This is a genomic window from Brevibacterium sp. UBA7493, assembly GCF_002479565.1.
GTDB lineage: Bacteria > Actinomycetota > Actinomycetes > Actinomycetales > Brevibacteriaceae > Brevibacterium > Brevibacterium luteolum.
The window spans coordinates 21,367-44,579 of record NZ_DLOD01000008.1 but is presented as its reverse complement, the minus strand read 5'-3'; the positions used below and the strand labels follow the sequence as shown (position 1 = coordinate 44,579).

The 23,213-nt window shown below is 67.3% G+C and carries 26 protein-coding genes and 1 pseudogene; 16 read left to right on the top strand and 11 right to left on the bottom strand.

Features of this window, described 5'->3' with window-relative positions; translation table 11 throughout:
- Nucleotides 1-149: 149 nt before the first annotated feature.
- Nucleotides 150-2,804 carry an aminopeptidase N gene (pepN, locus tag B4E96_RS05220; RefSeq protein WP_286956646.1) on the bottom strand — a complete coding sequence of 885 codons (2,655 nt, stop codon included), beginning with the start codon at nt 2,802-2,804 and terminating at the stop codon, nt 150-152.
- A gap of 158 nt (nt 2,805-2,962) precedes the next feature.
- Here pepN and B4E96_RS05215 point away from each other — a divergent pair, with 158 nt between their 5' ends.
- Nucleotides 2,963-3,325: a helix-turn-helix domain-containing protein gene (locus B4E96_RS05215; protein ID WP_286956645.1), complete on the top strand. Its 363-nt coding sequence runs from the start codon at nt 2,963-2,965 to the stop codon at nt 3,323-3,325.
- A 28-nt stretch (nt 3,326-3,353) separates the two neighbouring features.
- Here the strand turns inward: B4E96_RS05215 and B4E96_RS05210 are convergent.
- Together B4E96_RS05210 and B4E96_RS05205 are read right to left on the bottom strand one after the other, a co-directional pair.
- Nucleotides 3,354-3,940 (bottom strand): annotated as a pseudogene (locus tag B4E96_RS05210) (ClpP family protease).
- Complete coding sequence (locus B4E96_RS05205) at nt 3,940-4,566, bottom strand: ClpP family protease (protein ID WP_286956644.1); 627 nt, start codon at nt 4,564-4,566, stop codon at nt 3,940-3,942. Before B4E96_RS05205 ends, B4E96_RS05210 begins: the two are co-directional and overlap by 1 nt.
- Before the next feature lie 179 nt (nt 4,567-4,745).
- Between B4E96_RS05205 and B4E96_RS05200 the strand changes: the two genes are divergently transcribed.
- Entirely contained in the window at nt 4,746-5,897 is a 1,152-nt protein-coding gene (locus tag B4E96_RS05200) for an FUSC family protein (protein WP_286956643.1), read from the top strand.
- 54 nt (nt 5,898-5,951) lie between these two features.
- Here the strand turns inward: B4E96_RS05200 and B4E96_RS05195 are convergent, their stop codons facing one another.
- A complete protein-coding gene (locus B4E96_RS05195) occupies nt 5,952-6,503 on the bottom strand; it encodes a helix-turn-helix domain-containing protein (RefSeq protein WP_286956642.1) in 552 nt (183 codons plus the stop codon).
- Between the two features lie 64 nt (nt 6,504-6,567).
- Between B4E96_RS05195 and B4E96_RS05190 the strand changes: the two genes are divergently transcribed.
- The 8 genes from B4E96_RS05190 to B4E96_RS05155 all read left to right on the top strand — a co-directional run bounded on the left by B4E96_RS05190 (nt 6,568) and on the right by B4E96_RS05155 (nt 12,409).
- On the top strand, nt 6,568-7,266 hold the full coding sequence (locus B4E96_RS05190; RefSeq protein WP_286956641.1) for an AzlC family ABC transporter permease: 699 nt from the start codon (nt 6,568-6,570) through the stop codon (nt 7,264-7,266).
- On the top strand, nt 7,263-7,607 hold the full coding sequence (locus tag B4E96_RS05185; RefSeq protein WP_259844632.1) for an AzlD domain-containing protein: 345 nt from the start codon (nt 7,263-7,265) through the stop codon (nt 7,605-7,607). The genes B4E96_RS05190 and B4E96_RS05185 overlap by 4 nt, the downstream gene beginning before the upstream one ends.
- Nucleotides 7,608-7,611: 4 nt before the next feature.
- A complete protein-coding gene (locus B4E96_RS05180; protein WP_102162015.1) occupies nt 7,612-7,929 on the top strand; it encodes a DUF2516 family protein in 318 nt (105 codons plus the stop codon).
- Nucleotides 7,926-8,759, top strand: coding sequence for an alpha/beta fold hydrolase (locus B4E96_RS05175; RefSeq protein ID WP_286956640.1), 834 nt, complete (start codon nt 7,926-7,928; stop codon nt 8,757-8,759). Before B4E96_RS05180 ends, B4E96_RS05175 begins: the two co-directional genes overlap by 4 nt.
- A complete protein-coding gene (locus B4E96_RS05170) occupies nt 8,756-9,994 on the top strand; it encodes a glycosyltransferase (RefSeq protein ID WP_286956639.1) in 1,239 nt (412 codons plus the stop codon). Before B4E96_RS05175 ends, B4E96_RS05170 begins: the two co-directional genes overlap by 4 nt.
- 42 nt (nt 9,995-10,036) lie before the next feature.
- Entirely contained in the window at nt 10,037-10,555 is a 519-nt protein-coding gene (locus tag B4E96_RS05165; protein ID WP_102162012.1) for a YbjN domain-containing protein, read from the top strand.
- A gap of 84 nt (nt 10,556-10,639) precedes the next feature.
- Nucleotides 10,640-11,383 (top strand): phosphoglyceromutase, encoded by a 744-nt coding sequence (locus B4E96_RS05160; RefSeq protein WP_259798921.1) that lies wholly within the window; start codon nt 10,640-10,642, stop codon nt 11,381-11,383.
- Between the two features lie 96 nt (nt 11,384-11,479).
- Nucleotides 11,480-12,409 carry an EamA family transporter gene (locus tag B4E96_RS05155; protein ID WP_286956638.1) on the top strand — a complete coding sequence of 310 codons (930 nt, stop codon included), beginning with the start codon at nt 11,480-11,482 and terminating at the stop codon, nt 12,407-12,409.
- 22 nt (nt 12,410-12,431) lie between these two features.
- On the opposite strand, the gene phoU is transcribed toward B4E96_RS05155, so the two are convergent.
- Nucleotides 12,432-13,097: a phosphate signaling complex protein PhoU gene (gene phoU / locus B4E96_RS05150; RefSeq protein ID WP_102162009.1), complete on the bottom strand. Its 666-nt coding sequence runs from the start codon at nt 13,095-13,097 to the stop codon at nt 12,432-12,434.
- Nucleotides 13,098-13,327: 230 nt separating this feature from the next.
- Between phoU and B4E96_RS05145 the strand changes: the two genes are divergently transcribed.
- Together B4E96_RS05145 and B4E96_RS05140 are read left to right on the top strand one after the other, a co-directional pair.
- Entirely contained in the window at nt 13,328-14,587 is a 1,260-nt protein-coding gene (locus B4E96_RS05145) for a sensor histidine kinase (RefSeq protein WP_257995104.1), read from the top strand.
- Nucleotides 14,584-15,264: a response regulator transcription factor gene (locus B4E96_RS05140; protein ID WP_102162007.1), complete on the top strand. Its 681-nt coding sequence runs from the start codon at nt 14,584-14,586 to the stop codon at nt 15,262-15,264. Before B4E96_RS05145 ends, B4E96_RS05140 begins: the two co-directional genes overlap by 4 nt.
- A 101-nt stretch (nt 15,265-15,365) precedes the next feature.
- On the opposite strand, the gene B4E96_RS05135 is transcribed toward B4E96_RS05140, so the two are convergent.
- Entirely contained in the window at nt 15,366-15,920 is a 555-nt protein-coding gene (locus B4E96_RS05135; protein WP_286956636.1) for a hypothetical protein, read from the bottom strand.
- A gap of 279 nt (nt 15,921-16,199) precedes the next feature.
- Here B4E96_RS05135 and B4E96_RS05130 point away from each other — a divergent pair, with 279 nt between their 5' ends.
- From B4E96_RS05130 to ispF, 3 genes are read left to right on the top strand one after another with little or no spacing between them, the layout of a single operon-like run.
- A complete protein-coding gene (locus tag B4E96_RS05130) occupies nt 16,200-16,682 on the top strand; it encodes a CarD family transcriptional regulator (protein ID WP_102162005.1) in 483 nt (160 codons plus the stop codon).
- The gene (gene ispD, locus B4E96_RS05125) at nt 16,676-17,407 is read left to right on the top strand and encodes a 2-C-methyl-D-erythritol 4-phosphate cytidylyltransferase (RefSeq protein ID WP_102162004.1); all 732 of its coding nucleotides are present in this window, start codon (nt 16,676-16,678) and stop codon (nt 17,405-17,407) included. Before B4E96_RS05130 ends, ispD begins: the two co-directional genes overlap by 7 nt.
- Nucleotides 17,404-17,901 (top strand): 2-C-methyl-D-erythritol 2,4-cyclodiphosphate synthase, encoded by a 498-nt coding sequence (gene ispF, locus B4E96_RS05120; RefSeq protein ID WP_102162003.1) that lies wholly within the window; start codon nt 17,404-17,406, stop codon nt 17,899-17,901. Before ispD ends, ispF begins: the two co-directional genes overlap by 4 nt.
- Nucleotides 17,902-17,910: 9 nt before the next feature.
- On the opposite strand, the gene B4E96_RS05115 is transcribed toward ispF, so the two are convergent.
- Nucleotides 17,911-18,441 (bottom strand): hypothetical protein, encoded by a 531-nt coding sequence (locus B4E96_RS05115; RefSeq protein WP_286956634.1) that lies wholly within the window; start codon nt 18,439-18,441, stop codon nt 17,911-17,913.
- A 220-nt stretch (nt 18,442-18,661) separates the two neighbouring features.
- Here B4E96_RS05115 and B4E96_RS05110 point away from each other — a divergent pair, with 220 nt between their 5' ends.
- Nucleotides 18,662-19,123 carry an FABP family protein gene (locus B4E96_RS05110; protein ID WP_102162001.1) on the top strand — a complete coding sequence of 154 codons (462 nt, stop codon included), beginning with the start codon at nt 18,662-18,664 and terminating at the stop codon, nt 19,121-19,123.
- A gap of 117 nt (nt 19,124-19,240) precedes the next feature.
- Here B4E96_RS05110 and B4E96_RS05105 read toward each other — a convergent pair whose 3' ends face one another.
- The 4 genes from B4E96_RS05105 to B4E96_RS05090 all read right to left on the bottom strand — a co-directional run bounded on the left by B4E96_RS05105 (nt 19,241) and on the right by B4E96_RS05090 (nt 22,992).
- The gene (locus tag B4E96_RS05105) at nt 19,241-19,933 is read right to left on the bottom strand and encodes an MBL fold metallo-hydrolase (protein WP_102162000.1); all 693 of its coding nucleotides are present in this window, start codon (nt 19,931-19,933) and stop codon (nt 19,241-19,243) included.
- Nucleotides 19,930-21,024: an S-(hydroxymethyl)mycothiol dehydrogenase gene (locus B4E96_RS05100; RefSeq protein ID WP_102161999.1), complete on the bottom strand. Its 1,095-nt coding sequence runs from the start codon at nt 21,022-21,024 to the stop codon at nt 19,930-19,932. The genes B4E96_RS05105 and B4E96_RS05100 overlap by 4 nt, the downstream gene beginning before the upstream one ends.
- 202 nt (nt 21,025-21,226) lie before the next feature.
- Nucleotides 21,227-21,349 carry a methionine/alanine import family NSS transporter small subunit gene (locus B4E96_RS05095; RefSeq protein WP_102161998.1) on the bottom strand — a complete coding sequence of 41 codons (123 nt, stop codon included), beginning with the start codon at nt 21,347-21,349 and terminating at the stop codon, nt 21,227-21,229.
- On the bottom strand, nt 21,346-22,992 hold the full coding sequence (locus tag B4E96_RS05090; RefSeq protein ID WP_102161997.1) for a sodium-dependent transporter: 1,647 nt from the start codon (nt 22,990-22,992) through the stop codon (nt 21,346-21,348). Before B4E96_RS05090 ends, B4E96_RS05095 begins: the two co-directional genes overlap by 4 nt.
- Nucleotides 22,993-23,213: the final 221 nt, after the last annotated feature.

Sequence of the window (23,213 nt, the reverse complement as noted above, 5' to 3'; positions counted from 1 at the left end):
GTTCGACGCTGTGGTTCTGTCGCCTGGTTCGACTGCCTGCATGTCGTCGCGCGTGAGCCGCACTCCAGCGAACCGGCACCGCGGGTCATCTGGCCGAATGAACACGGCTGTCACCACCGGCTCCCAGCGGGAGGTCTGCTGGCGATCGTTCAGTGCTTGCCAGCGGTGTCCTCATCGGCGGCCCTGAGCCGGATGGAGCGGGCGAGGTCATCGCGGCGTTCGATAAGCAGGCGCCGCTGTGCTGCCGGGGCGTCAGGGTTCGACTCCAGCCAGTCATCGGTCATCTGCAGCACCTCGCGCGGGCGGATCGACCAGCTGGGGTAGAGCTCGTTGACGAGCCGGCGGGCGATCTCGATCGACCGATCCCAGAACCCTGCGAGCAGCCGGAAGTACTCCTCGACGAACGGCTCGGTGATCGGCAGTCCAGAGGAGACGGTGAACCCGGCGATGCGCGCGGAGATGACGTCATTGCTCAGCGACTCATCACTCGTTGCCGCGGTGAATGCCCGCTGCTTGGCGATCGGCAGCGGCCGGGCGGCCTCGGCGGTCAGCGCGTGCAGCCGACCCGAACCGGTCTGGTCGGCCGCCAGCGCCGCATCGATATCGGGCACATCGGCCCAGCCGAGAGTCGCCAGCGCGGTCAGCGCATGCCAGCGCAGCGCATGGTCGATCGTCAGGCCCGGGAAGTCCGGGCGCATATCGGAACCGGCTTCGACAGCGAGCATCGCCTGAGCCAGCTCCCGGCCGGCGCGCACCGGCGGGGTCGATGTGCGGACCTTCGCGCTGCGCAGCACGAGGGAGAGCAGCGTGCGGGCCAGCGCCAGCTGCTCATCCGAACCCGGTTTCGAGGCCGCCAGCGCATCGAAGCTGACACCGAGCAGCCCGTCGAGGGCGGGGTCGACGAACCGCTCCGGCAGCCACTCATCAAGCGCGGTGAGCATCGTGCGCATGAGCGCAGCCGAGATCCCGGCGTGGGTCTCGCGGCTGAGCGACCGGCTGTAGGCGGTGAGGTAGTCAGTGACCGGCAGCAGTCCGTCGCGCATCGCATTCGTCAGAGCCGACCACACCAGTGCCCGGTCCATCGGATCAGCGAACCGGGACACGTGCCTGAGCGCGGTCTGCGTGGACGTGTCATCGAGGCGGACCTTGACGAAGTCGTCGTCACCGTAGTTCAGCAGCAGCAGATCCGGGCGCGCGACGCCCACCAGTTCCCGGATCTCGGCACGCGCCGAATCGAAGTCGATCTCCCACGTCTGCGTGCGTGTGAGCACACTGCTCTTGCGGACGAATCCGGCGAGCTGGAGTCGGTGCGGGCGCACCACCTCGGCGCCGGCCTCACCCGCACCCGAGGTGCCGGTCCCGGAGTTCTGCTGCACCACCTGAGCGGCGGTGATGGTGCCCTCGTCATCCGTGTCGATCTCCAAGCTGAGCTCGGAGACCCCGGTCGTCTTCAGCCACGCGTCGGCCCAGGCGGCCAGATCGCGGTCCGGGGCGGCTGTCTCGAGCGCGGTGAGGAAGTCGGTCAGAGTCGCGGTGCCGAACTCGTGGGCGCGGAAGTACTGGCGGGTGCCTTCCATGAAGGCGTCCTGGCCGACGTAGGCGACGAGCTGCTTGAGCACCGAGGCGCCCTTGGCGTAGGTGATGCCGTCGAAGTTGAGCTTGGCGGCCTCGACATCGGGGATGTCGGCGACGATCGGATGGGTCGTCGGATACTGGTCCTGCCGGTACGCCCAGCCCTTGCGCTGCAGGGCGAAGGTCACCCAGCCGTCATCGAACTCGGTGGCCTCAGCCAGAGCGAGGCCGCCCATGTAGTCGGCAAACGACTCCTTGAGCCACAGGTCATCCCACCACGCCATCGTCACGAGGTCGCCGAACCACATGTGCGCCATCTCATGCAGGATGACATTGGCGCGCGCCTCATAGGAGGCGCGGGTGACCTTGTCGCGGAAGATGAGGGAATCGGTGAACGTCACCAGGCCCGGGTTCTCCATCGCGCCGAGGTTGTACTCAGGCACGAAGATCTGGTCGTACTTGCCCCACGGGTAGGGGTAGTCGAACTGCTCGTGGAAGAAGTCCAGGCCCTGCTTGGTGACGGTGAAGATCGACGCGGCATCCATGTGCTCGGCCAGTGAGGCACGGGTGTGGATGCCGAGTTCGATCGTCTGCCCGGTCTTCGGATGCGTGTAGGTGTCCGTCGCCGAGGCGTAGTGGCCAGCGGTCACACAGGTGATGTAGGAGGACTGCACGCCGGTGACACCGAACTCGTGGCGCAGCAGACCCTGCGCCGGTGCCGAGACGCTGGCAACCGGGGAGTTGCTGAGGACGGAGAAGTCCTTCGGCGCGGTGACGGTGAACTGGAACCGGGCCTTGAGGTCGGGCTGGTCGAAGTTCGCGAACACCCGCCGGGCGTCAGTGGGCTCGTACTGGGTGTAGAGATAGACCTTGTCATCGGCCGGGTCGACATACCGGTGCAGGCCCTCACCGGAACGCGAGTACAGGCAGGCGGCGGTGATCTCCAGCCGGTTCGCCCCGGCGGTGACAGGGAAGTGGACGCGGGCGCCGTCGAAGGCCGCACGCGGATTGAGCGGCTCATTGTTGATCGTGACCGATGAGACCGAGTCGGCGATGAGGTCGATGAAGGTCTCACCGTCGCGCACAGCATCGAGATCGACGATCGTCGTCGAGGCGAACGTCTCCGCATCAGGATCTGTGGCCGCACTGAGATCGAGGTCGACGGTGTAGAGCTCGACACTGAGCAGCTCCGAACGGGAGCGCGCCTGCGCGCGCGTGAGATTCGTGGTCATCTGTCCTCCTGTCGCCGAGTCCCAGCATGTCACATAACCGACCGTGCCGGGCAGGTGATCAATGGGATTCGCAGCACAGCGGTCGACGGGCCGGACCACCCATCTCTGCTGTCAGCAGATTCGCAGACAGGCTGAGAGCGTGCGGCCTACCATGAAGCATGACTGAGATATACGTCGTCGCAGACGTCGATCACGCACCTCCTGCCACAGGCCCGGTCACCGCGCGCTCGCGCAAACCGCTGTGGCGGCAGATGGCCGGCCAGGCGCTGAGGCAGCGGCGGAACGCTCGCTGCCAGACACTTGATCAGGTTGCAGGCCGGGCGGGGGTCTCGCCGCAGTACCTGTCTGAGATCGAACGCAGCCTCAAAGACCCCTCAAGCGAGATCCTCGCCGCAGTCAGCGGCGCCCTGGGCGCCAGCCTGCTCGATCTCACCGCCGATGTCGCACGATCGCTCTCATCGTCGCGCACCCCGCACGCGCAGGTCACCTCCGTCACCATGTCGTGTGCGCTCGCTGCGTGAGCGAATCGCGTTTGGAGCCCCGTTCTGCTCACCGCTGAGTGAGCACATGATCAAGCAGGCCGTAGTCGCGGGCATGCCGGGCGGTGAAGACCCGATCATGGTCAGTGTCAGCCCGCAGCGTCGTGAGGCTCTGACCAGTGTGGTGTGCCAGCACCTCTTCGATGTCCGAGCGCAAGCGGATCACCTCGTCTGCCTCAGGATGAGGTCCGGGATCGTGCCCCGTCCCTGGGCGGCGGGCTGATGCAGCACAATGCGCGCGTGGGGCAGGGCCGCACGCTTGCCGAGGGCACCGCCTGCCAGCAGAACCGCGCCGACCGCCACGGCCTGCCCCACGCAGGTGGTGGCCACATCGGGTTTGATGAAGGTCATCGTGTCGTAGACAGCGAGCATGGCGCTCGGGTCACCGCCTTCGCAGTTGATGTAGAGCTGGATGTCGCGCTCGGGGCTCTCGGTCTCCAGGTGCAGCAGCTGCGCGATGAGTGCATTCGCCACGCCGGCGTCGATTCCTGTGCCCAGGTAGATGACGCGTTCGGTGAGCAGGTGGGAGTAGACGTCGACGATGCGTTCGCCGCGGGGGTGCTGGGTGATGACATTGGGAATGGTGTAGCTGCCCATCAGGCATCAGCCTCCTTCTGAGGTGTGAAGCCGGCTGTCGAACGTGCCTGCGGGCGGTAGTCGGAGAACGATTCGACGATCACGTCGATGAAGCCGTAGTCACGCGCCTCCTGCGCCGTATACCAGTGGTCGTGCAGCGAATCCTCGAATACCTGCTCGAGCCGCTGCCCGGTGTCTGCTGCGATGAGTCCGAGCACGGTGTCGCGCGTGTGCCGCAGGTCGTCTGCCTGGAGTGAGATGTCGACAGCAGAGCCGCCGATGACGGCCGAACCCTGGTGCGTGAGCACGCGCGCGTGCGGCAGGGCCCTGCGCCTTCCCTTCGTCCCGGCAGACAGCAGGAACTGCCCTGCACTGTAGGCGATGCCGAGCACCAGCGTCGAGACGTCATTCGGGATCGTGTGCATGACATCGCGTATCGCCAGCATGGCCGGCACCGAACCGCCGGGGGAGTGGATCCACAGGGAGATGTCAGAGGTGGGGTCGTCGGCTGCCAGGGTGATGAGCTGGGTGGCGAGCAGCGTGCCGTTGTCGTCGTCGAGCGCGCCGTCGAGGACGAGAACTCGGCGGTCGTAGAATTCGCGCCGCACGGTCTCACTGAACAGCGGCGCGGTTGGTGCATCAGTCATGCTCTCATCGTCACCGACTCTGCGCTGCAACCGGCCGATCTCGTCTCACAGCAGAGCCGCCCACAGCAGAGAAGCCCCATGTCACCGGAGTAGACTCAATGATGTGCAGCCAGGTGACCGCCGCTGGTCAGCCAGCTGTTGATCTCAGTCCGCAGCGCCGAAGGGCAGGAGGAGAGCCGATGCAGCAGCCCTCGTGGGCCCGCCCGACCGACTGGCCCCGCCACCTCGGCAGCGTCGCGGAGAACCGCTCGCGGATCGGCGCGCGCCGGATCCGGACGAACATTTCCCAGCTGCTGCAGGTCACGATCGGCGCGACAGCCGCCTACGCGTTTTGCTACCTCGTCCTCGGCCACGAATACCCCTTCCTCGCCGCCGTCGCCGCAGCCGTGGGCACCGGTGTCATGGCCGATCGCCGGCTGCGCCGGGCGATGGAGATCGGGCTCGGTGCCACCCTCGGGGTGCTCACCGGCGAGGTGATGGTCCACCTGTTCGGCCAGGGCATCATCCAGCTCATGATCGTGCTGTTCATCGGCCTGCTCATCGGCACGATGATCAACTCCGGGGGCATCTTCATCACCCAGATCGGCGTGCAGTCCGTCTACGTCGTCACCGTGCCCCCGGCAGTAGCCGCCCAGCCCTTCGACCGCACCATCGACGCGCTCGTCGGGGCGACCGTGGCGATCATCATGGCCCTCATCGTCCCGCACGATGCCCGCAAGGCCCCGCGCGATCGCGCCTCAGCGCTGCTGCAGGAGATCTCCGAACTGCTCATCGAAGCCGCCGATGCGCTCAAGCGCGCCGACGCCCACGCCGCCGAGCGGACCCTCTCCCGGGCACGTGACACCCAGGCGATGATCGACTCCTGGCGCTCCTCGCTGCGGATCTCGCAGGAGGCCGCCCGCATCAACGCCCGCTCTCGCCGCTACGCCGCCGAGGTCACCCGCCTGGCGAAGGCCTGCGAATACGCCGACCGGGCGATGCGGCTCGTGCGCGTCATCGCCCGCCGCATCCTCGCCGTGGCCAAACTCGGCCAGCCGCGCCCGGAGATGGCCGCCATCGTCGCCGACCTCGGCGAGGGTGCCAACCGGCTGCGGGTCGCGCTGCGCCGCGGCACCTCCCGGGTCCCGGCCGAGGAGTACCTGTCGCAGGCCGCTGCCCGGCTCGACCCCAAGGGTGAGGCCGTGCGCGACTCCCAGGACGAAACACTCGTGCTGCTGCTCCGCCCGCTGGCCACCGACCTGCTGCAGGCCGCCGGCATGACCGACGGTCACGCCCGCGAGCAGCTGCCGACCCTGGAAGGCGACAGCTCGGAGGGCCCACCGGTCGAGTGACCCGCGCCCGAGGCGGTGCTCACCTGGACCGCTGGCTCACCCGGCCCTGTCTGCTCACCCGGTCTGCACGGCGAACACGGCCAGCGTGCCGGGCTCGAGTGCCTCGAAGCTGTGGGCGGCATCGCCGGGATAGCGCAGGTAGCTACCGGGGCCCAGCTCGATCGTCTCGTCAGCCACCGTCGCCCGGGCCGATCCGGAGCCGATGATGACGTGCTCGACCGTGCCAGCCTCATGCGGCTCGGAATGCTTGACCGAACCCGGCTCGGCTGTGATGAGATACAGGTCCCGGCGCGCATGCGGCGGGCACGAGCTCAGCAGCACCGCAGCATAGTCCGCCGACCCCGAGGCCAGCTGCGGAAGCTCACCGCGCCGGATGACCGACACCTCGGCAGCGGGCGGATCGAGCAGCTGGGCCAGCGGCACCCGGTAGGCAGTCGCCAGCGCCCACATCGTCTCGATGCTCGGATTACCGGTGCCAGCCTCCAGGCCGGACAGCGTCGACTTCGACACCTCTGCGCGCTTAGCTGCCTCAGACAGGCTCAGCCCGAGGCGGGCGCGCTCACGGCGCAGGGCGGCAGCGATCTGGGGCAGCGGGGACGAGGTCATGCGGCCAGTCTAATGGACGCCTGTTCGCTTTGACGAACGCCGTGGGCTCGTGCACCATGTGCTCATGGTCCCGACACCCGCCGGCAGCGAACTGCCGGCCAGCGCCTACCGCACCATCGCGGTCATCACCCTGACGATCTTCGCCGTCGCAGTCTCCTACGGCGCGATCTCCGGGGCCGCCGGCTTCCCAGTCTGGCAGACCGTCACGCTCGCCATCTTCGCCCTCGGCGGGGCAGCCGAACTCACCTTCGTCGGCGTCATCGCCGCCGGCGGCGCCCCGATCCTCGCTGTGCTCGCCGGCCTGCTCGTCAACACCCGCAACCTGCCCTTCGGCCTCACCGTCGGCGCCTGGATCCCGCAGGACATCCGCTCACTGTTCGCCGCCCACCTCGTCAACGACGAGACCGTCGCCTTCTCCCGCGCCCAGCCCACCGAACGCACCCGCTGGCACGGCTTCCTCATCACGGGAATCGCGATCTTCATCTGCTGGCCGGTCGGCGCGGCCACCGGCCAGCTGCTCGGCCGCATCGTCGATGCCGACGCCCTCGGCGTCGACGCCGCCTTCCCCGTCATCCTGCTCGCCCTCATCGCCTCCGACCTCAAACACCGCATCACCGGCCCAACCGCCCTCATCGGCATGGCCATCGCCTTCGCCCTCACCCCGCTGCTGCCGCTGGGCCTCGGCCCAGTCTCCGGGCTGCTCGCCTTGGTGCCGTTCGGCATCTGGGCAGCGCTCCGCTCCCGAGGCGGTGGTCGCCAGTGAGCCCGCTCGTCTTCCTCATCAGCCTCGCCGGCTTAGCCGGCGGCACCTACCTGCTGCGCCTGACCGGCGTGCGGCTCGGCGGCATGACCCGCACCGCAGGTCCCGATGAGACCGCCCCGAGCCCCGCCCGCACGTGGCTCGACAGGTCTGCCGTCGTCCTCATCGCCGCCGTGGCACTCACGACAGCGGTCTTCGACGGCCAGGAGCTGGCCGACCCGGCCCGGCTCATCGGAGTGGGCACCGGCGTCGTGGCACTCATCTGCCGGGTGCCGATGCTCATCGCCGTGATCATCGCCATGGCTGTGACCGGCGGGCTGCGGGTGTCCGGCTTGCTAGGCTGAGGGCATGCAGGTCCTCGCCAACATCCAGAGCCTTCTCTACCTGGCGATCGTCGTCGTCGCCTTCGTCGTCGAGATCGCCGCATTCCTCGATTCGCTGCGCTACAAGGACGAGGTCTACCGTGCTGCGGATAAGAAGTCGAAGGTGTTCTGGACGGTGCTGCTCGGTGTTGCCGCCGTCGTCGGATTCCTCGCCCTGCCGCTGGGTGCCGGCGTGCGCTTTCCGTTCTTCCTCTCCCTGCTCGGCTTCGTCGCTGCAGCCGTGTACTTCGCTGATGTGCGCAAGGCTCTGCGCTCCGTCGACCCCCGGTTCCGCGGCCGATGACCGATACCGCGACAGCACCGGATCGCAACCATCCCGGTCCTGACACCGGCTATGTCTCGACCTTCGGCGACGGCACTCCTGTGACCCTGTTCGGCCACGGGTTCTCCGGCGCGATCCGCGACACCCGCCCGTTCGCCACCGGTGTCGACGGCACGCGAGCGCTCGTCAACCTCGGCGGGCACGGCGGCCGCCCCTCACCGGGACGGCCCTGGACGTATCAGACGATCGCCGACCAGCTGGCCGACGCACTCGAGCGCACGCGGGCCACCCGCGCCCTCGGCGTCTCCATGAGTGCCGGCGGCCTCGCCCGCCTCATCACCAGCCGCCACCCGGCAGCGACCAAGTTGGAGAAGGTTGCCTTTGTGCTGCCGGCGTCCTTCGACGGCTTCCCCGCCCACATCGCCGCCCGCAACGCCGAACACCTGCACCTCATGCGCGGCCTGCTCAAGGCCGGTGACCGCGAGGGCCTGTACGAGGCGCTGCTCGCCACTGAACCGGAGGACCTCACCGCCGCGAAACCGGTCCAGGACTGGGTGCGCCAGAAGGTCGACGCTCTCTTCGACACCGACATGTCCGACGGCGTCGGCCTCGCCGGTGAGATCGCCGTCGACAATCCGGAGGCCGCTGCCGAGTTCTCCGGCGAGGTTCTCGTTCTCACCCACGAAGACGACCCCGCCCACCCCGTCGAGATGGCCCAGCGGTACGCCGAAGCCTTCCCGACCGCCGAGCTCATCCTGCTGCCAGCCGGATCCATCCTGTGGAAGGGCCGCTCAGAAGTCCGCCGCATCCTCACCGGCTTCTTCAACGAAGAGGACACCCCACCAGCGTGAACATCGCGCTCATCAGCCTGCACACCGCCCCCGGCGCCCAGCCCGGGCAGGGCGATGCCGGCGGGCTCAATGTCTACGTCCGCGCCACAGCCACCGAACTGGCAGCCCGCGGTCACCAGGTCGAGATCATCACCGCCGACCCCGCACTGAGTGTCGATGAGGCAACTGCGCGCCCTGGCCCCGCGCCCGAGGCGCCGATCACCTGGGCAGCCAGCTCCCACCTCGGGCCCGGCGTGCGGGTCCACCGGCTGCATACCCCCGCCCGGACCAAAGAGGACCTGCTGACACACCTCGATGGAATCGCCTCCGCGCTGGCCGAGCTGCCGCAGCTCGCGGACTGCCAGGTCATCTGGGCGCACTACTGGATCTCGGCCGCCGCCGTCCTGCGGATGCGCGAGACCCACGGTACGGGCGCGAAGTTCGTCGTGTCCTTCCACACGATCGGCGCGGTCAAGGACCGCGACACCGGCACCCGGCGCGAACCGGCCGGCCGACTGGCAGCCGAACCGCGCATCGCGGCTGCTGTCGACCTCGCCATCGCCAACACTCCTGCCGAACGCAGCGACATCATCGACCTGCTCGGTACGCCACCGGCACGCGTCATCGCCGCGGTGCCCGGCATCGACCACACCGTCTACACACCCGGCGACCGTCACGCCGCCCGCCACCGCCTCGGGCTCGGAACAGACCCCGTGTTGCTGGCCGTTGGGCGGATGCAGCACATCAAGGGCACCGATGTCGCGATCGCAGCGATGCAAGAGCTGCGCGATCAGCTGCCGTCCGCGCGGCTGTACATGCTCGGGGCCGCCAGTGGCACCGACACCCAGACCGCCGGGGCGATGGCCGAGGCGGCCACAGCCGAACCGGCGATCACTGTGCTGCCCCCGGAACCGGCCGAGCGGCTGGCCGACTGGTACCGGGCCGCCGATGCGGTGCTCGTGCCCAGCCGCAGCGAGTCCTTCGGCTTCGCCGCCGCCGAGGCCGCCGCCTGCGGCACGCCGGTCATCGCCGCCGCCGTCGGCGGGCTGCGCCACATCGTCACACCCGCCACCGGCGTCCTCCTCGAATCGCACGACCCCGAGGTGTGGGCGCAGGCGATCGCCAGGCTGCTTGGTGATGACGACACCCGGGCGCAGATGGCTGCTGCAGCCGTGCGTCAGGCCGCCCGGTTCACCTGGGAGCACTGTGTCGACACTGTGCTCAATGGGCTGTCCGGTGTCGGTGCCACAGCGTAGGCTGAGAACAGCAGTTTCGACCGTTTGAGGCAGGAGCGACAGATGCGCACGACCGACCCGCTTGCCGCCGCCGACCGGCTGGTGACCTGGGCTGAGGAATCCGGGCTCGAAGTCGACCGGCTCGCCGACACCCACGCGGTCGTCAGCCTGCCGGGGGAGAAGAAGCTCAAGACGACTGTGTCGGTCAAATGCAGCCCGCGCAGCATCGACCTGCAGGCCTTCGTCATCCGGCATGCCGATGAGAACCACGGCGAGTTCCACGCCTGGCTGCTGCACAAGAACTCCCGCCTCAAAGGCTTGGCGTTCGCCACCGACAAGCTCGGCGACGTCTACCTCAACGCCTCGATCCCGCCGCGCGCCTGGGACGACGACCTCATCGACGAGATCCTCGGCAAGTTCCTTTCAGCTGCCGACGAGAGCTTCAACGAACTCCTCGTCATCGGGTTCCTCACCTCGATGAAGAAGGAATGGGCCTGGCGGGTCAGCCGCGGGGAGTCCACCCGCAACCTCGCCGCCTTCGAACACCTGCTGGCCGAGGACAACGAATACCTCAAGGTGTGAGGCAGCCGGCGGCTGATGCCGCCCGCCGTTGGGCCGCCTGACCTGCCCCCGTTCTGCATGGTGGCGCTGTGCCACAATGGAGATATGACGTACAACCTTGTGCTGCTGCGCCACGGGCAGAGCGAATGGAACCAGAAGAACCTCTTCACCGGCTGGGTCGACGTGCCGCTGACCGAACAGGGTCGCACCGAGGCCGCTCGCGCAGGCCAGCTGCTGGCAGAGAAGAACCTGCTGCCCGAGGTGCTGCACACCTCCCGGCTCAAGCGCGCGATCATCACCGCTGACATCGCCCTCGAGCACGCCGACCGCGCCTGGATCGACGTCAAGCGTTCCTGGCGGCTCAACGAGCGCCACTACGGTGCGCTGCAGGGCAAGAACAAGAAGGAGATCCGCGACGAGTTCGGCGAAGAGCAGTTCATGACCTGGCGCCGCTCCTTCGACACCCCGCCGCCAGTCCTCGACGACTCCTCCGAATGGTCCCAGGCCGGCGACCCACGCTACGCCAACCTCGGGGATGCGATCCCGCGCACCGAATGCCTCGCCGATGTCATCGTGCGCCTGCTGCCGTATTGGTACGACTCGATCGTGCCGGACCTGCAGCTCGGCCGCACCGTGCTCGTCACCGCCCACGGCAACTCGCTGCGCGCACTCGTCAAGCACCTCGACGGGATCTCCGACGCTGACATCCCCAGCCTCAACATCCCGACCGGCATCCCGCTGCACTACGAACTCGACGAGAGCTTCGCACCGCTCAACCCCGGCGGCACCTACCTCGACGCCGCAGCCGCAGAAGCGGCGATCGGCCAGGTCGCCAACCAGGGACGCTGAACCGCACCAGCATCGCAGACGCCATCTCACCTCGCGAGCACACGCGCAGGTGAGATGGCGTCTTCGCGTCGCTGCCGGCGGGTGTAGCCTCAGGGCATGAGCGTCCGCGATGTGTTCATCGCCCTCGGCGTCGTCGTGCTGTGGGGCATCAACTTCCTCTTCATCGACCTCGGCGTCCAGGACTGGCCGCCGCTGCTGCTCGTCGTCGCACGCTTCATCGTCGTCGTCTTCCCCGCCGTGTTCTTCGTCCCATTCCCGCGCGGGCGCTTCGGCCGGGTCCTGCTCGTGGGCCTGTTCATGTCCGCCGGCCAGTTCGGTCTGCTCTACGTCGCCATGTCCATGGGCCTGCCGCCAGGCCTGGCCTCGATTCTGCTGCAGATGCAGGCGGTGTTCACCACCATCGTCGCCGTCATCGTGCTGCGCGAATGGCCGCGCGCCCGCAGCGTCATCGGCATCATCATCGGTGTCGCCGGGCTCGCGGTCATCATCGCCGGGCGCACCGCAGACGTGCCGACCATCGCAGTGGTCGTCGTGCTCGCCGCCGCCCTGTCGTGGGGCATCGGCAACGTCGCCGCCCGTGGTGCCGGGGTCGGCGGGGTGAGCCTGACGATCTGGTCGGCCACTGTCGTGCCGATTCCGCTGTTCGTCCTCTCCCTCATCATCGACGGACCGGCCGCCGTCGGCACCGCACTGGCCAACCCCACCTGGGGTGTCGTCGCCTCGACGGCCTACACCGCACTGTGCGCCTCACTCATCGGCTACGTCGCCTGGAACACACTGCTCGGCCGTTACGCTGCCGCCGAGGTCGCCCCGTTCACCCTCCTCGTCCCCGTCGTCGGGGTCACCTCCGCCTGGCTGGTCAAGGGCGATGTGCCGACCGCCGCCGAGGTGGCAGGCGGCTGCCTGCTGTTGCTCGGGGTCGCCGTGACGACCGGTGTCATCGGCCGCCGGCGCACACAGAAACGTCAGGGCCGCACCCAGATTGAGTGCGACCCTGACGATGATGCTGAACCGGCCGGCAGCTGAGCCTCATCTCAGCGAGAAGGCCTCAGTCCTTGGCGGACAGATCCGGGACCCAGCTGCCGGTGAGCAGGTACTCGACCCGCTGGGAGACGTTGACGGCCTGATCGCCGAAGCGCTCGAAGTAGCGCGAAAGCAGCGTGATGTCAGCGATCTGGGCGGGCGAGAGCGCGCCGTGGTCGGAGTCGGCGATGAGCGCGAAGACCCGCAGGTGCAGCTGGTCGAGCTCCTCGTCGATGGCGTTGATGAGCGGGACACCGCGCAGACCCGGGTTGTCGAGCAGCTGCTCCATCTCCTCGCCGATCCGGATCGCGGCCTCGCCCATGCGCAGGAACACGTCGCGGAAGCCCTCCGGCAGCGCCGGCTGTGGGTGGCGGATGCGCACCAGCGAGGCGATGTGACGGGCGAGGTCGCCCATCCGCTCGAGGGCCACACTCATCTTGAGCGCGGAGATGACAACACGCAGGTCAGCGGCAACCGGTGCCTGCAGCGCCAGCAGCTCAGCGGAGCGCTGGTCGAGACCGGCGGTCATATTGTCGATCTCGGTATCGGCGTCGATGACCTTCTCCGCCAGCTCCAGGTCGTTGTTCTCAAGAGCTTCAGTCGCTGAGCGCATCGCCTCGCTCACCTTGGCTGCCATTTCGACGAGCTCGTCGGCGATGTTCTCGAGCTCGGCCTTGAAGACCTCGCGCATTCGGAATGCTTCCTTTCAGATTGAAGCGTCAGACCCCTGGCTGCAGCGCATGCACGGCTGCGGCCACGGGGCCGTGAATCGTTCTCACCTTCCCAGTCAGCAGTGAATCCATGCTGACGGCTGGGTGAACAGTTCGCTAATGTCAGAACCGCCGTCATTATATCCGACCAGCCTCTCAACAGCAGGCCCGTATGCTGGTGTGTGTGGAAGATCCGTTGTTCATAGCTGCAGTGACAGGTCTCGTGGGCCTGGCGATCGGCATCGTCGCCATCCTGGCGTTCCGGTTCTCCGATCGCACGCGCGATTCCGCTGATCTGCACTCGAACAACGAGCTTCCCGACGGCATTGCCGAGGTGCTGGCCGTGCTGCCGAGCGCCGCGATCGTCGTCGACGCCGGCAATGACGTCATCAAGGCCTCACCGGCCGCCTACACCTTCGGGCTCGTGCGCGGCCACCGCATCGTCGCCTCCGAACTCGCCGCAGTCATCGACCGGGTCCGCACCCGCGGGCTCATCGAGGAGACGAACTTCGAAACCCAGCGCGGCCGCTCCCGCCAGGCGCTGCGCTACCTGCACGCCCGCGTCGCCCCGCTCGGTGCGGCATTCGTCCTCGTGCTGTGCGACGACCAGACCGACGCCCACCGGCTGGAGGCCGTGCGCCGCGACTTCGTCGCCAACGTCTCGCATGAGCTCAAGACCCCTATCGGCGCGATCGCGCTCTTAGCCGAGGCGGTCACCGACTTCTCCGACGACCCCGAGGCCGTCGAGCGCTTCGGCGGTCGCATGCAGCGCGAATCCCACCGGCTCTCCCAGCTCGTCCAGGAGATCATCGACCTCTCAGCCGTCCAGGACCACGAGGCACCCTCAGGTGAGATCATCCCGGTCGCCGACATCATCGACGACGCCGTCGACCGTGCCATGACCGCAGCCGATGCCAAGAACATCTCGCTCACCGTCGACTGCCCAGCCGACTGGTGCGTCGAGGGCAACCCCGACCTGCTGTCGAACGCGATCCGCAACCTCGTCGACAATGCCGTGAACTACTCCAATCCCGGCACCCAGGTCGGCATCGGGGTCAGGGTCAGCGACGAACGCGTCTTCATCGCCGTCAGCGACCAAGGCATCGGCATGACCGGCGAGGAGACCGAACGGGTCTTCGAACGGTTCTACCGCGTCGACCCGGCCCGCTCCCGGGCGACCGGCGGAACTGGGCTGGGCCTGTCGATCGTCAAGCACATCGTCGCCACCCATGGCGGTGAGGTGCGCGTGTGGTCGAAGCCCAAGCAGGGATCGACCTTCACCGTGGTGCTACCGTTGGCTCACACCGAGGAGCATCCGGTGATCGCAGAGGCTGCCGAATCCGGCATCCTCATCGCCGACGAGCCGGAGGCCCGCCCGGGCTCGGTACCGGCGAAGGAAGAAGACGGACGCGCCGTGGACGGCACGGCTGGCCGTGAGACAACTGAAGAACAAAGGAAACAGACGACGTGACCCGCATTCTGCTCGTCGAAGACGAAGAATCATTCTCCGACCCCCTGTCGTACCTGCTCGGCAAGGAAGGGTTTGATGTCACCGTTGCCGCCGACGGCCTGGAGGCCATCGCCGAATTCGACCGGGTGGGCTCCGACCTCGTGCTGCTCGACCTCATGCTGCCCGGCGCCTCCGGGACCGAGGTGTGCCGCCAGCTGCGTGCGAAGTCGAACGTGCCGATCATCATGCTCACGGCCAAGGACTCCGAGATCGACAAGGTCGTCGGCCTTGAGCTCGGCGCTGACGACTACGTCACCAAGCCCTACTCCTCGCGTGAGCTGCTCGCCCGCGTGCGCGCCGTGCTGCGCCGCAACGCCGAACCCGATGACCTCATGGACTCCGTCATCGAAGCAGGCGGGGTGCGCATCGACGTTGACCGGCACGTCGCCAGTGTGCGCGGTGAGGAGCTGTCCCTGCCGCTCAAGGAGTTCGAACTCCTCGAGATGCTCGTGCGCAACGCCGGGCGCGTCATGACCCGCGGCCAGCTCATCGACCGGATCTGGGGCCAGGACTACGTCGGCGACACCAAGACCCTCGACGTGCACATCAAGCGTCTGCGCGCCAAGGTCGAAGTCGAACCCTCACGCCCGCAGCTGCTCGTCACCGTCCGGGGGCTGGGCTACAAGTTCGAAGGCTGAGCCCGCCGGCGGGCAGCCACCAGCCCACGGCACAGATCGCACGGCATACGAAAAGGGGAGGCAGAGCATCTGCTCTGCCTCCCCTTCTATGTCTGAGCGGATCAGGGGGTCGCGGTCGGCGACTCCTCCGGCCCGGGGGTCTCGACGACACCGGTAGCGTTCTCGTCACCGGGAGCGCCGGTGGGCTCAAGATCCTGGTAGTCAGGGTGGGCGCCGTTGAGCACCTGGGCGCGCACGACCTCGGTCTCGCCGTTGATCGTCACCTCGACGTCGACCTTGTCGCCGGGCTTGCCGCCGTAGTTCTCGGTCAGCAGCGGCTCGGACTCAGTAGCGGCGTTCTCCGGGTTCTGCACCCAGCGGCCACCGGCCGGCACCGTCTCCGAGGCGGTTGCGGAGCCGACGGAGATCTCGACGTCGGCGTCCTCATCGGAGTTGTTGACGACAGTGAAGAACACCTGCGCGACATCGTCGTCATTGGCGATGAGGAGTAGTCCGCGGACCTTGACCTGCTCGTTCTCGACGTTCCAGGCCCCGTCGCCGCCGTTGTACTGATACTCCGCGGTCTGCTGCGCCGACAGCAGGCTGGCACAGCCGCTGGCAGGGATCACGAGGGCGACGGCAGCGGCCGCGAGTGCCGCACGAGTGGACCGTTTCACGTTCAAGCTCCTTGGAGTGACGACGGAGTGAAATGACAGAATCACTGGATATCCTACCTGCTTTTTGACCGCACGTAGAACTCACCCGCTGACCGCATCCCCATCTTCAGCCCCGTGCCCGAGGTGGTCGCGTGCCCGGGAGTCCAACGTGCGCCCGCGTACCGCCTGGATCCGGCCGATGCAAGGCGTGCACCTTAGCACGATTCGGCCCCCGGTACACCGTCTGAAGCGGCGTGTTCGTGGTAAACTGGAAGTCCGCGAAAGGGGAAAATGAAGAACATGAGTTTTCAGGTCGGCGACACAGTTGTTTATCCGCACCACGGGGCAGCCACAGTCCAGGAGATCAAGACCCGGGCGATCAAGGGCGAAGACAAGCTCTATCTGAAGCTTCAGGTATCCCACGGCGATCTGACCATCGAAGTGCCAGCCGAGAACTGCGATCTCGTCGGCGTGCGCGATGTGGTCGGCGAAGAGGGGCTGGAAAAGGTCTTCCAGGTGCTGCGGGCTGACATTTCAGAAGAGCCCTCCAACTGGTCCCGCCGCTACAAGGCAAATCTCGAGAAGTTCCAGTCCGGCGACGTCATCAAAGTGGCTGAAGTCGTCCGCGATCTGTGGCGTCGCGAGCAGGACCGTGGGCTCTCCACCGGCGAGAAGCGCATGCTCGCCAAGGCCCGCCAGGTGCTCGTCTCCGAGCTCGCCCTGGCTGAGAAGAAGGAAGAGGAAGAAGCCGAGGCCCTGCTCGACGAGGTCCTCGCATCATAAGAACCTGCATCGTCATCCCGGCCGCCGGCTCGGGCACCCGCCTGGGAGCCGGCATTCCGAAGGCATTTGCCGAACTGGCCGGAACGACCCTGCTTGAGCACTGCGTTCGCGGTGCACACGCCTCGGGAGTCGCCGATCACATCGTGGTCGCCGTTCCCGAGGCGTTCCTCGCCTCCGCACGGGACACCCTCGGCACCGCCGCCGAGGTGGTGGCCGGCGGCGCTGATCGCGTCGCCAGCGTGCGTGCAGCCCTGGCAGCCGCCCAGCGCTCCGATCCCGGCATCGAAGCCGTGCTCGTCCACGACGCCGCCCGCTGCCTGACACCTCCCGAGGTGTTCACCCGCGTCACCGATGCCCTGGGCGCCGGTGCCCAGGCAGTCGTGCCGGTGCTGCCGGTGACCGATACGATCAAACGCGTCGAGACGCTGCGCAGCCCATGCGCGGCCGCAGGTGACGAACGCGTCATCGGCGACATCGACCGCGAGCAGCTCAGACGAGTGCAGACCCCGCAGGGCTTCGCCGTCGAGGTGCTCGAAGAGGCCCACGCTCTGCAGGCCCGCGACCCGATCACTGCCACGGATGACGCGATGCTCGCCGAGCGCCTCGGCCACGAGGTGCGGGCGGTTGCCGGTGATGAGCGGGCGCTGAAGATCACCCACCCGCTCGATATGCGCATCGCCGAACTGCTGCTGGAAGACGCGACTGCTGGAGGGCAGAACCGATGAGCGAGAACACTCCGATCCTGCCGCGGGTGGGCATCGGCACCGACGTGCACGCCTTCTCGAAGGATCCCGGCCGGCCGATGTGGCTCGCCGGTCTCCTGTGGGAAGGCGAAGTCGGGCTTGAGGGACATTCGGATTCCGATGCCGTCGCCCATGCCTGCTGTGATGCGCTTTTCACAGCCGCCGGCATCGGGGATCTGGGCGCGCACTTCGGCGTCGACCGGCCGGAACTCGCCGGCGCCTCGGGAGCGGAGCTCCTGACGGAGGCCGCCCGTCTCGTGCGCGCGGCCGGCTTCGAGATCGGCAGCATCGCCGTGCAGGCGATCTGCAACAGGCCCAAGATCGGCACCCGCCGCGACGAAGCGCAGCGGGTGCTCTCGGCTGCCGCCGGTGCACCGGTCGCGGTCTCTGGCACGACAACCGATGGGCTCGGCCTCACCGGCCGCGGCGAGGGGATCGCAGCGATCGCAACCGCCGTCGTCGTTCAGCGCAGCTGAGGCGCTTCCTCAGAGCGGTTCTTCGAGTTCGCCGATCGCCCGGGCGCCATCACTGAAGTCGACGCGGCCGATCATCGGCGCCGACCTGTTCGCCGGCACCCACGAGCTCAGCGTCACCGTCTCACCGAGGCTGACCGGCACAGTATCCCTGCCCTCGGCCGGGGTCGGGGCGGGGCCGCGCAGGGTGACTTCTCCGCCGTTGGCGTAGCGCAGCGCCATGCCGCGCAGATCGGAGATCGAGACGATCTCGACGTCATCGACGTGATCGGGTTCGCGTCCTCTGCGCAGCCGCTGCAGCGGTGTGATCCGGGTGGCCGCGCGCAGGGTGATCCACACGCCGAGGCCGATGATGAAGGCGCAGGCGATGAGGCAGATGATGAGCGCAGCCTGGCTGATGTCGGCCATCCAGGAGGAGATCGCCAGCACGATGCCGAAGACGATCGCGACGAGACCGTAGAACACACCCCAGCCGGGGGCGTTGACGCGTTCGGTGACCCACATCTGCTCGTTGCGGCTGAGCGGGGTCTGCGGGGTGCTCACGGAATCACTCCTAGCGATCGAAGCGGTGCTGACACACTGCTGGGGACGGAGCCGCTGGGATGGGAAACAGCAGCTGTCAGGTACAACCGTTTCACAGTCCGATTGCTTCCCGTCCGGCGGGTCGGATCCACCCGCGCCATATGCCCGAGGCCGGGATCCAGACCGGGGTCCCCGGCTCCTCGGTCTACCGGCCGGGGACGGCCGCGGATACGATTCAGCTATGACCTCACACCCCGCCTTCGAACGGATCGCCGGCGCCTGGAGCGGCAGCGGTTTCGGCGAGTACCCGACGATCGATGACTTCGAGTACCGGGAGGAGACGGAGTTCCGCGATGTCGGCAAGCCGTTCCTCGCCTACTCCCAGCGCACCTGGTCACCTGACGGCACGCCGATGCACGTCGAGACAGGGTACCTGCGGCTGGTCGGTGACTGGGCGGAGTTCACCATCGCCCAGCCGACCGGTCAGACCGAGCTGCTCGAAGGCCACATCGATCTCACCGACGAGCGGATCGTCCTGCACCTCACCGGCCGGGTGCTCAACACCTCGACGGCGAAGAACGTGGAGATGACCAAGCGCCGCTTCGTCTTCGCCGGCAACGACCTGACCGTCAACTTCGACATGGCCGCTGTCGGCTGCCAGATGACCCGGCACCTGACCGCCCAGCTCATGCGCACCCCCTGAAGCCGGCGACGTCACCGCGGGGACGCAGTCACCGGACCCAGATACAGAACCGGCGGGTGAGAACGCTGCTGCGCTCTCACCCGCCGGTCTTCTCAGTTCAGGAATCCGGTCAGCGGCTCACTCGCCGCGGTCGATCCACTCCTGCAGGTGCGGCTTCTCCAGCCCGATCGCCGTGGCCGGACCGTGTCCGGTGAGCACAACGGTCTCCTCCGGCAGCTGGAACAGGCGGGTTGAGATCGAGTCGATGATCGTCTCGAAGCTCGAATACGACCGGCCCGTGGCACCCGGTCCGCCCTGGAACAGGGTGTCACCGGAGATGAGGATCGGGTTGTTCGCACCCGTCCCGACCTTCCCGGCGGCCTCCGCGGCCACCTCGGGAACGGCGACCCCATCAGCGATGTAGAAGCACGTCGAACCAGGGGAGTGGCCCGGGGTGTGCAGGGCCGTGAGCGTGGCGCCGCCGACGGTGATCGTCTGCCCGTCTTCGAGCTTCTCCTCCGGCTTGGCATCCGGGTAGACCATCTCCCACAGGACCATGTCCTCGGGGTTGAGGTGGACCGGCGGGTTGCCCAGCAGCTTCTGCGTCTCGGCGACCGCGCGGATGTGGTCGTCATGCCCGTGGGTCAGCAGGATCGCGGTGACCTTCCGGTCGCCGACGGCCTCGGCGACCTGCTCAGGCGAGTGGGCCGGGTCGATGACGACGACCTCGGAGTCGTCGCCGACGATCCAGACGTTGTTGTCGACATCCCAGGTGCCCCCGTCAAGCGAGAACGTGCCGGATGTCTCGAGGTGGTCAATGCGTGCGCTCATGAAAACTCCACTACCGATCGAAGGACTTCTCCGCGTCCCATCTTGTCAAAGGCTTCCTCAACCTGGTCAACTGTGATCCGCTCGGTGACGAACTTCTCCAGCGGCAGGCGGCCCTCCTTGTACAGCTGCGTGAGCATCGGGAAGTCGCGTTCGGGCAGGCAGTCGCCGTACCAGGAGGACTTGAGCTTGCCGCCGCGGCCGAACACGTCGAGCAGCGGGACGGTCAGCTCCATCTCCGGGGTCGGCACGCCGACGAGCACGACCGTGCCGGCCAGGTCGCGGGCGTAGAAGGCCTGCCGCCAGGTCTCGGGACGGCCGACGGCGTCGATGACGACATCGGCACCGAATCCGCCGGTGAGCTTCTGGACGGCTTCGACGAGCTCGTCTTCGCTCATGCCCTTCGAGCAGATCGTCTCGGTCGCGCCGAGTTCCTTGGCGGCATCGAGCTTGCGCTCATCGAAGTCGATGGCGATGATCGGGCTGGCTCCGGCCAGGTGCGCTCCGGCGACGGCTGCCGAGCCGACGCCGCCGCAGCCGATGACTGCCACCGAGTCGCCGCGGGTGACCTCGCCGGTGTTGATGGCAGCGCCGATGCCGGCCATGATGCCGCAGCCGAGCAGTCCGACGACGGCCGGATCGGCCTCGTCGACCTTCGTGCACTGGCCGGCGGCCACGAGCGTCTTCTCGGCAAACGAACCGATGCCCAGTGCGGCTTCGAGCTCGGTGCCATCAGCCAGGGTCATCTTCTGCGAGGCGTTGTGGGTGTCGAAGCAGTACCACGGCTCGCCGCGCTTGCACGCCCGGCACTCACCGCAGATCGCCCGCCAGTTGAGGATGACGAAGTCGCCGACCTCGACATTGGTGACACCCTCGCCGACCTCGGAGACGATGCCGGCGGACTCGTGACCGAGCAGGTACGGGAAGTCATCGCCGATGCCGCCTTCGCGGTAGTGGAAGTCGGTGTGGCAGACACCGCAGGACTTCACATCGACGATCACCTCACCGGGGCCGGGATCCGGGATGACGACGTCGGTCAGCTCGACCGGCTTCCCCTTGGCCATGGCGACGATTCCCTTGACGGTCGTGGGCATGATGCCTCCTTCAGCAGAGATGAATACGTGCTCATGCGTACATCGGTCAGTCTACGGAACCGGCGTGCGGCCTGCAGGAAAATCCGCGTGCGTTCTCACCAGGCAGGAAACCCCTGTCCACGCCCGAGGCGCCGGGAACCATGGCAGGTTCCCGGCGCCTCGGCTGCGGTGGCGGCTGGTGCCGCTTGTCAGGGTGTGTGGATCAGATGATGTCCTCGTGGCCCATCTCGTCCGGGTGTCCCTTGAGGTGGACGAGGGAGGCGACGAGGCCGCCCCAGACGATGAACAGCGCCAGGACCATCATGATGAGTGCTTCCGGTGTCATCGGTTGTCTCCTTCCGTGCGGCGCTCGGCCGCCTGCGGGTCAGTGGTGCCGGCGGCGCCGGGGGTGTCGTCGTATCCGGTCATCCGCGCCGGAGTGTAGAGCTCTGGATACTTCTTGGTGTCGGCGTCATTGGCCTCGACGGCCCGTGCGCTGAAGTCCACCGAGGCCTTCGGCCACGGGATGAACGTGAACACCACGGCCGCCACTGCGAGCACCGCCAGCACTATCCAGCCGATCGCATCGGCCGAGGTTCCGGTGTAGCCCTCGGTGATGAAGGCGATGATCTGCGAGATCAGCATGAAGCCGAGCACGATCGGGGTGACGACGGCCAGGCAGACGATCCACACCGTGCCGATGCGGAACGACGAGATCGCGTTGAGGTGATCGCGCAGCAGCGGGGTGGCGCGCTTGACCCAGACGACGAGGATGATCGACAGCAGCGCGCCGCCGACGATGCCGATGTTGTTGGCGAAGGCGTCGACGACATCGAGCACGGTCAGGCCGGTGGCCGTCGGCATCGACAGCAGGGAGACGACTGCCATGCCGCCGCCGACGATGCCGAGCGAGGCGCGGTTGGAGATGTTGAACTTCTCTGCCACTGCCTGGATCGGCACCTGGATGATCGAGATGAGCGAGGACAGACCGGCGAACACCAGGCTGAGGAAGAACAGCACGCCGAACAGCGCCCCTCCCGGCATCTGCGAGATGAGCGTCGGGAAGCCGACGAATGCCAGTCCGACACCGCCGGCGGCGACGTCCTCGACGCCGGTGCCAGCAGAGTGGGCCATGAAGCCGAGGGCAGCGAAGACACCGACGCCGGCGAGGATCTCGAAGCTGGAGTTCGAGAACGCCACGACAAGGCCGGAACCGGTGAGGTTCGTCCGCCGGCGCAGATAGGCGGCATAGGTGATCATGATGCCGAAGCCGATCGACAGCGAGAAGAAGATCTGGCCATAGGCGGCGACCCACACCTGCGGATCCGCCAATGCTGCGAAGTCCGGGGTGAAGAGGGCGTTGAGGCCGTCGACGGCGCCGGGCAGGAACAGCGAGCGGATGACGAGTGCGAGGAACAGCACGACGAGAACCGGGATGAAGATCTTCGAGAACCGGGCGATGCCGCCCTGCACGCCGAGGAACAGGATGCCCAGCACCACTACCCACACGATGATGAGCGGGATGAGCACACCGGGTACGAAGCTGAAGGCATTGCCCAGCGAGAGCTCACCGGCATGCAGATAGGTGGCCTCGAAGAACGTGCCGGCGTCATCGCCCCAGGCCTCGGTCACAGAGAACATGGTGTAGCTCAGTGCCCAGCCGATGATGACGGCGTAGTAGATCGCGATGACCGTGGCGACGCCGGTCTGGAACCAGCCCAGCGGCTCGAACTTCTTCGAGATGACCCGGAACGACATCGGAGCCGAAGACCGCGAACGGTGTCCGAGCACATAGTCGAAGAACAGGATCGGGATGCCTGCTGTCAGCAGTGCGATGAGATACGGGATGAGGAAGGCGCCGCCGCCGCTTTCGAACGCGACGTATGGGAAGCGCCAGATGTTTCCCAGGCCGATGGCAGAGCCGACGGCGGCCAGGATGAAAGCCATTCGGGTCGGGAATACCTCGCGCTGTAGCGACTTATTCGACATGGTGTCCTTTCTGGTGGTGAGCGAGGACAGACACAGCGCTGTGTCCAGCAGGGTGAAGCAGACCTGGCCCTCGCAGTCCAGGATTTCGGGAGGATGTTCACGAAATTCACAGCTGAGATTGAACTCACACCAAAGTTAACTCGGCGGGCGGGGATTGTCACTTCTCAGACGGCGGGCGCTGCGAGTTGAGCTCGAAAAGTTATACGTGCCTGTCGCCGTCG

What these genes read in the sequence shown, in the direction of transcription:
- pepN (WP_286956646.1), bottom strand. Translation starts at nt 2,804, where the DNA reads ATGACCACGAATCTCACGCGCGCGCAGGCGCGCTCCCGTTCGGAGCTG.
- B4E96_RS05215 (WP_286956645.1), top strand. Translation starts at nt 2,963, where the DNA reads ATGACTGAGATATACGTCGTCGCAGACGTCGATCACGCACCTCCTGCC.
- B4E96_RS05205 (WP_286956644.1), bottom strand. Translation starts at nt 4,566, where the DNA reads ATGACTGATGCACCAACCGCGCCGCTGTTCAGTGAGACCGTGCGGCGC.
- B4E96_RS05200 (WP_286956643.1), top strand. Translation starts at nt 4,746, where the DNA reads ATGCAGCAGCCCTCGTGGGCCCGCCCGACCGACTGGCCCCGCCACCTC.
- B4E96_RS05195 (WP_286956642.1), bottom strand. Translation starts at nt 6,503, where the DNA reads ATGACCTCGTCCCCGCTGCCCCAGATCGCTGCCGCCCTGCGCCGTGAG.
- B4E96_RS05190 (WP_286956641.1), top strand. Translation starts at nt 6,568, where the DNA reads ATGGTCCCGACACCCGCCGGCAGCGAACTGCCGGCCAGCGCCTACCGC.
- B4E96_RS05180 (WP_102162015.1), top strand. Translation starts at nt 7,612, where the DNA reads ATGCAGGTCCTCGCCAACATCCAGAGCCTTCTCTACCTGGCGATCGTC.
- B4E96_RS05175 (WP_286956640.1), top strand. Translation starts at nt 7,926, where the DNA reads ATGACCGATACCGCGACAGCACCGGATCGCAACCATCCCGGTCCTGAC.
- B4E96_RS05165 (WP_102162012.1), top strand. Translation starts at nt 10,037, where the DNA reads ATGCGCACGACCGACCCGCTTGCCGCCGCCGACCGGCTGGTGACCTGG.
- B4E96_RS05160 (WP_259798921.1), top strand. Translation starts at nt 10,640, where the DNA reads ATGACGTACAACCTTGTGCTGCTGCGCCACGGGCAGAGCGAATGGAAC.
- B4E96_RS05155 (WP_286956638.1), top strand. Translation starts at nt 11,480, where the DNA reads ATGAGCGTCCGCGATGTGTTCATCGCCCTCGGCGTCGTCGTGCTGTGG.
- phoU (WP_102162009.1), bottom strand. Translation starts at nt 13,097, where the DNA reads ATGCGCGAGGTCTTCAAGGCCGAGCTCGAGAACATCGCCGACGAGCTC.
- B4E96_RS05130 (WP_102162005.1), top strand. Translation starts at nt 16,200, where the DNA reads ATGAGTTTTCAGGTCGGCGACACAGTTGTTTATCCGCACCACGGGGCA.
- ispF (WP_102162003.1), top strand. Translation starts at nt 17,404, where the DNA reads ATGAGCGAGAACACTCCGATCCTGCCGCGGGTGGGCATCGGCACCGAC.
- B4E96_RS05110 (WP_102162001.1), top strand. Translation starts at nt 18,662, where the DNA reads ATGACCTCACACCCCGCCTTCGAACGGATCGCCGGCGCCTGGAGCGGC.
- B4E96_RS05105 (WP_102162000.1), bottom strand. Translation starts at nt 19,933, where the DNA reads ATGAGCGCACGCATTGACCACCTCGAGACATCCGGCACGTTCTCGCTT.
- B4E96_RS05100 (WP_102161999.1), bottom strand. Translation starts at nt 21,024, where the DNA reads ATGCCCACGACCGTCAAGGGAATCGTCGCCATGGCCAAGGGGAAGCCG.
- B4E96_RS05095 (WP_102161998.1), bottom strand. Translation starts at nt 21,349, where the DNA reads ATGACACCGGAAGCACTCATCATGATGGTCCTGGCGCTGTTCATCGTC.
- B4E96_RS05090 (WP_102161997.1), bottom strand. Translation starts at nt 22,992, where the DNA reads ATGTCGAATAAGTCGCTACAGCGCGAGGTATTCCCGACCCGAATGGCT.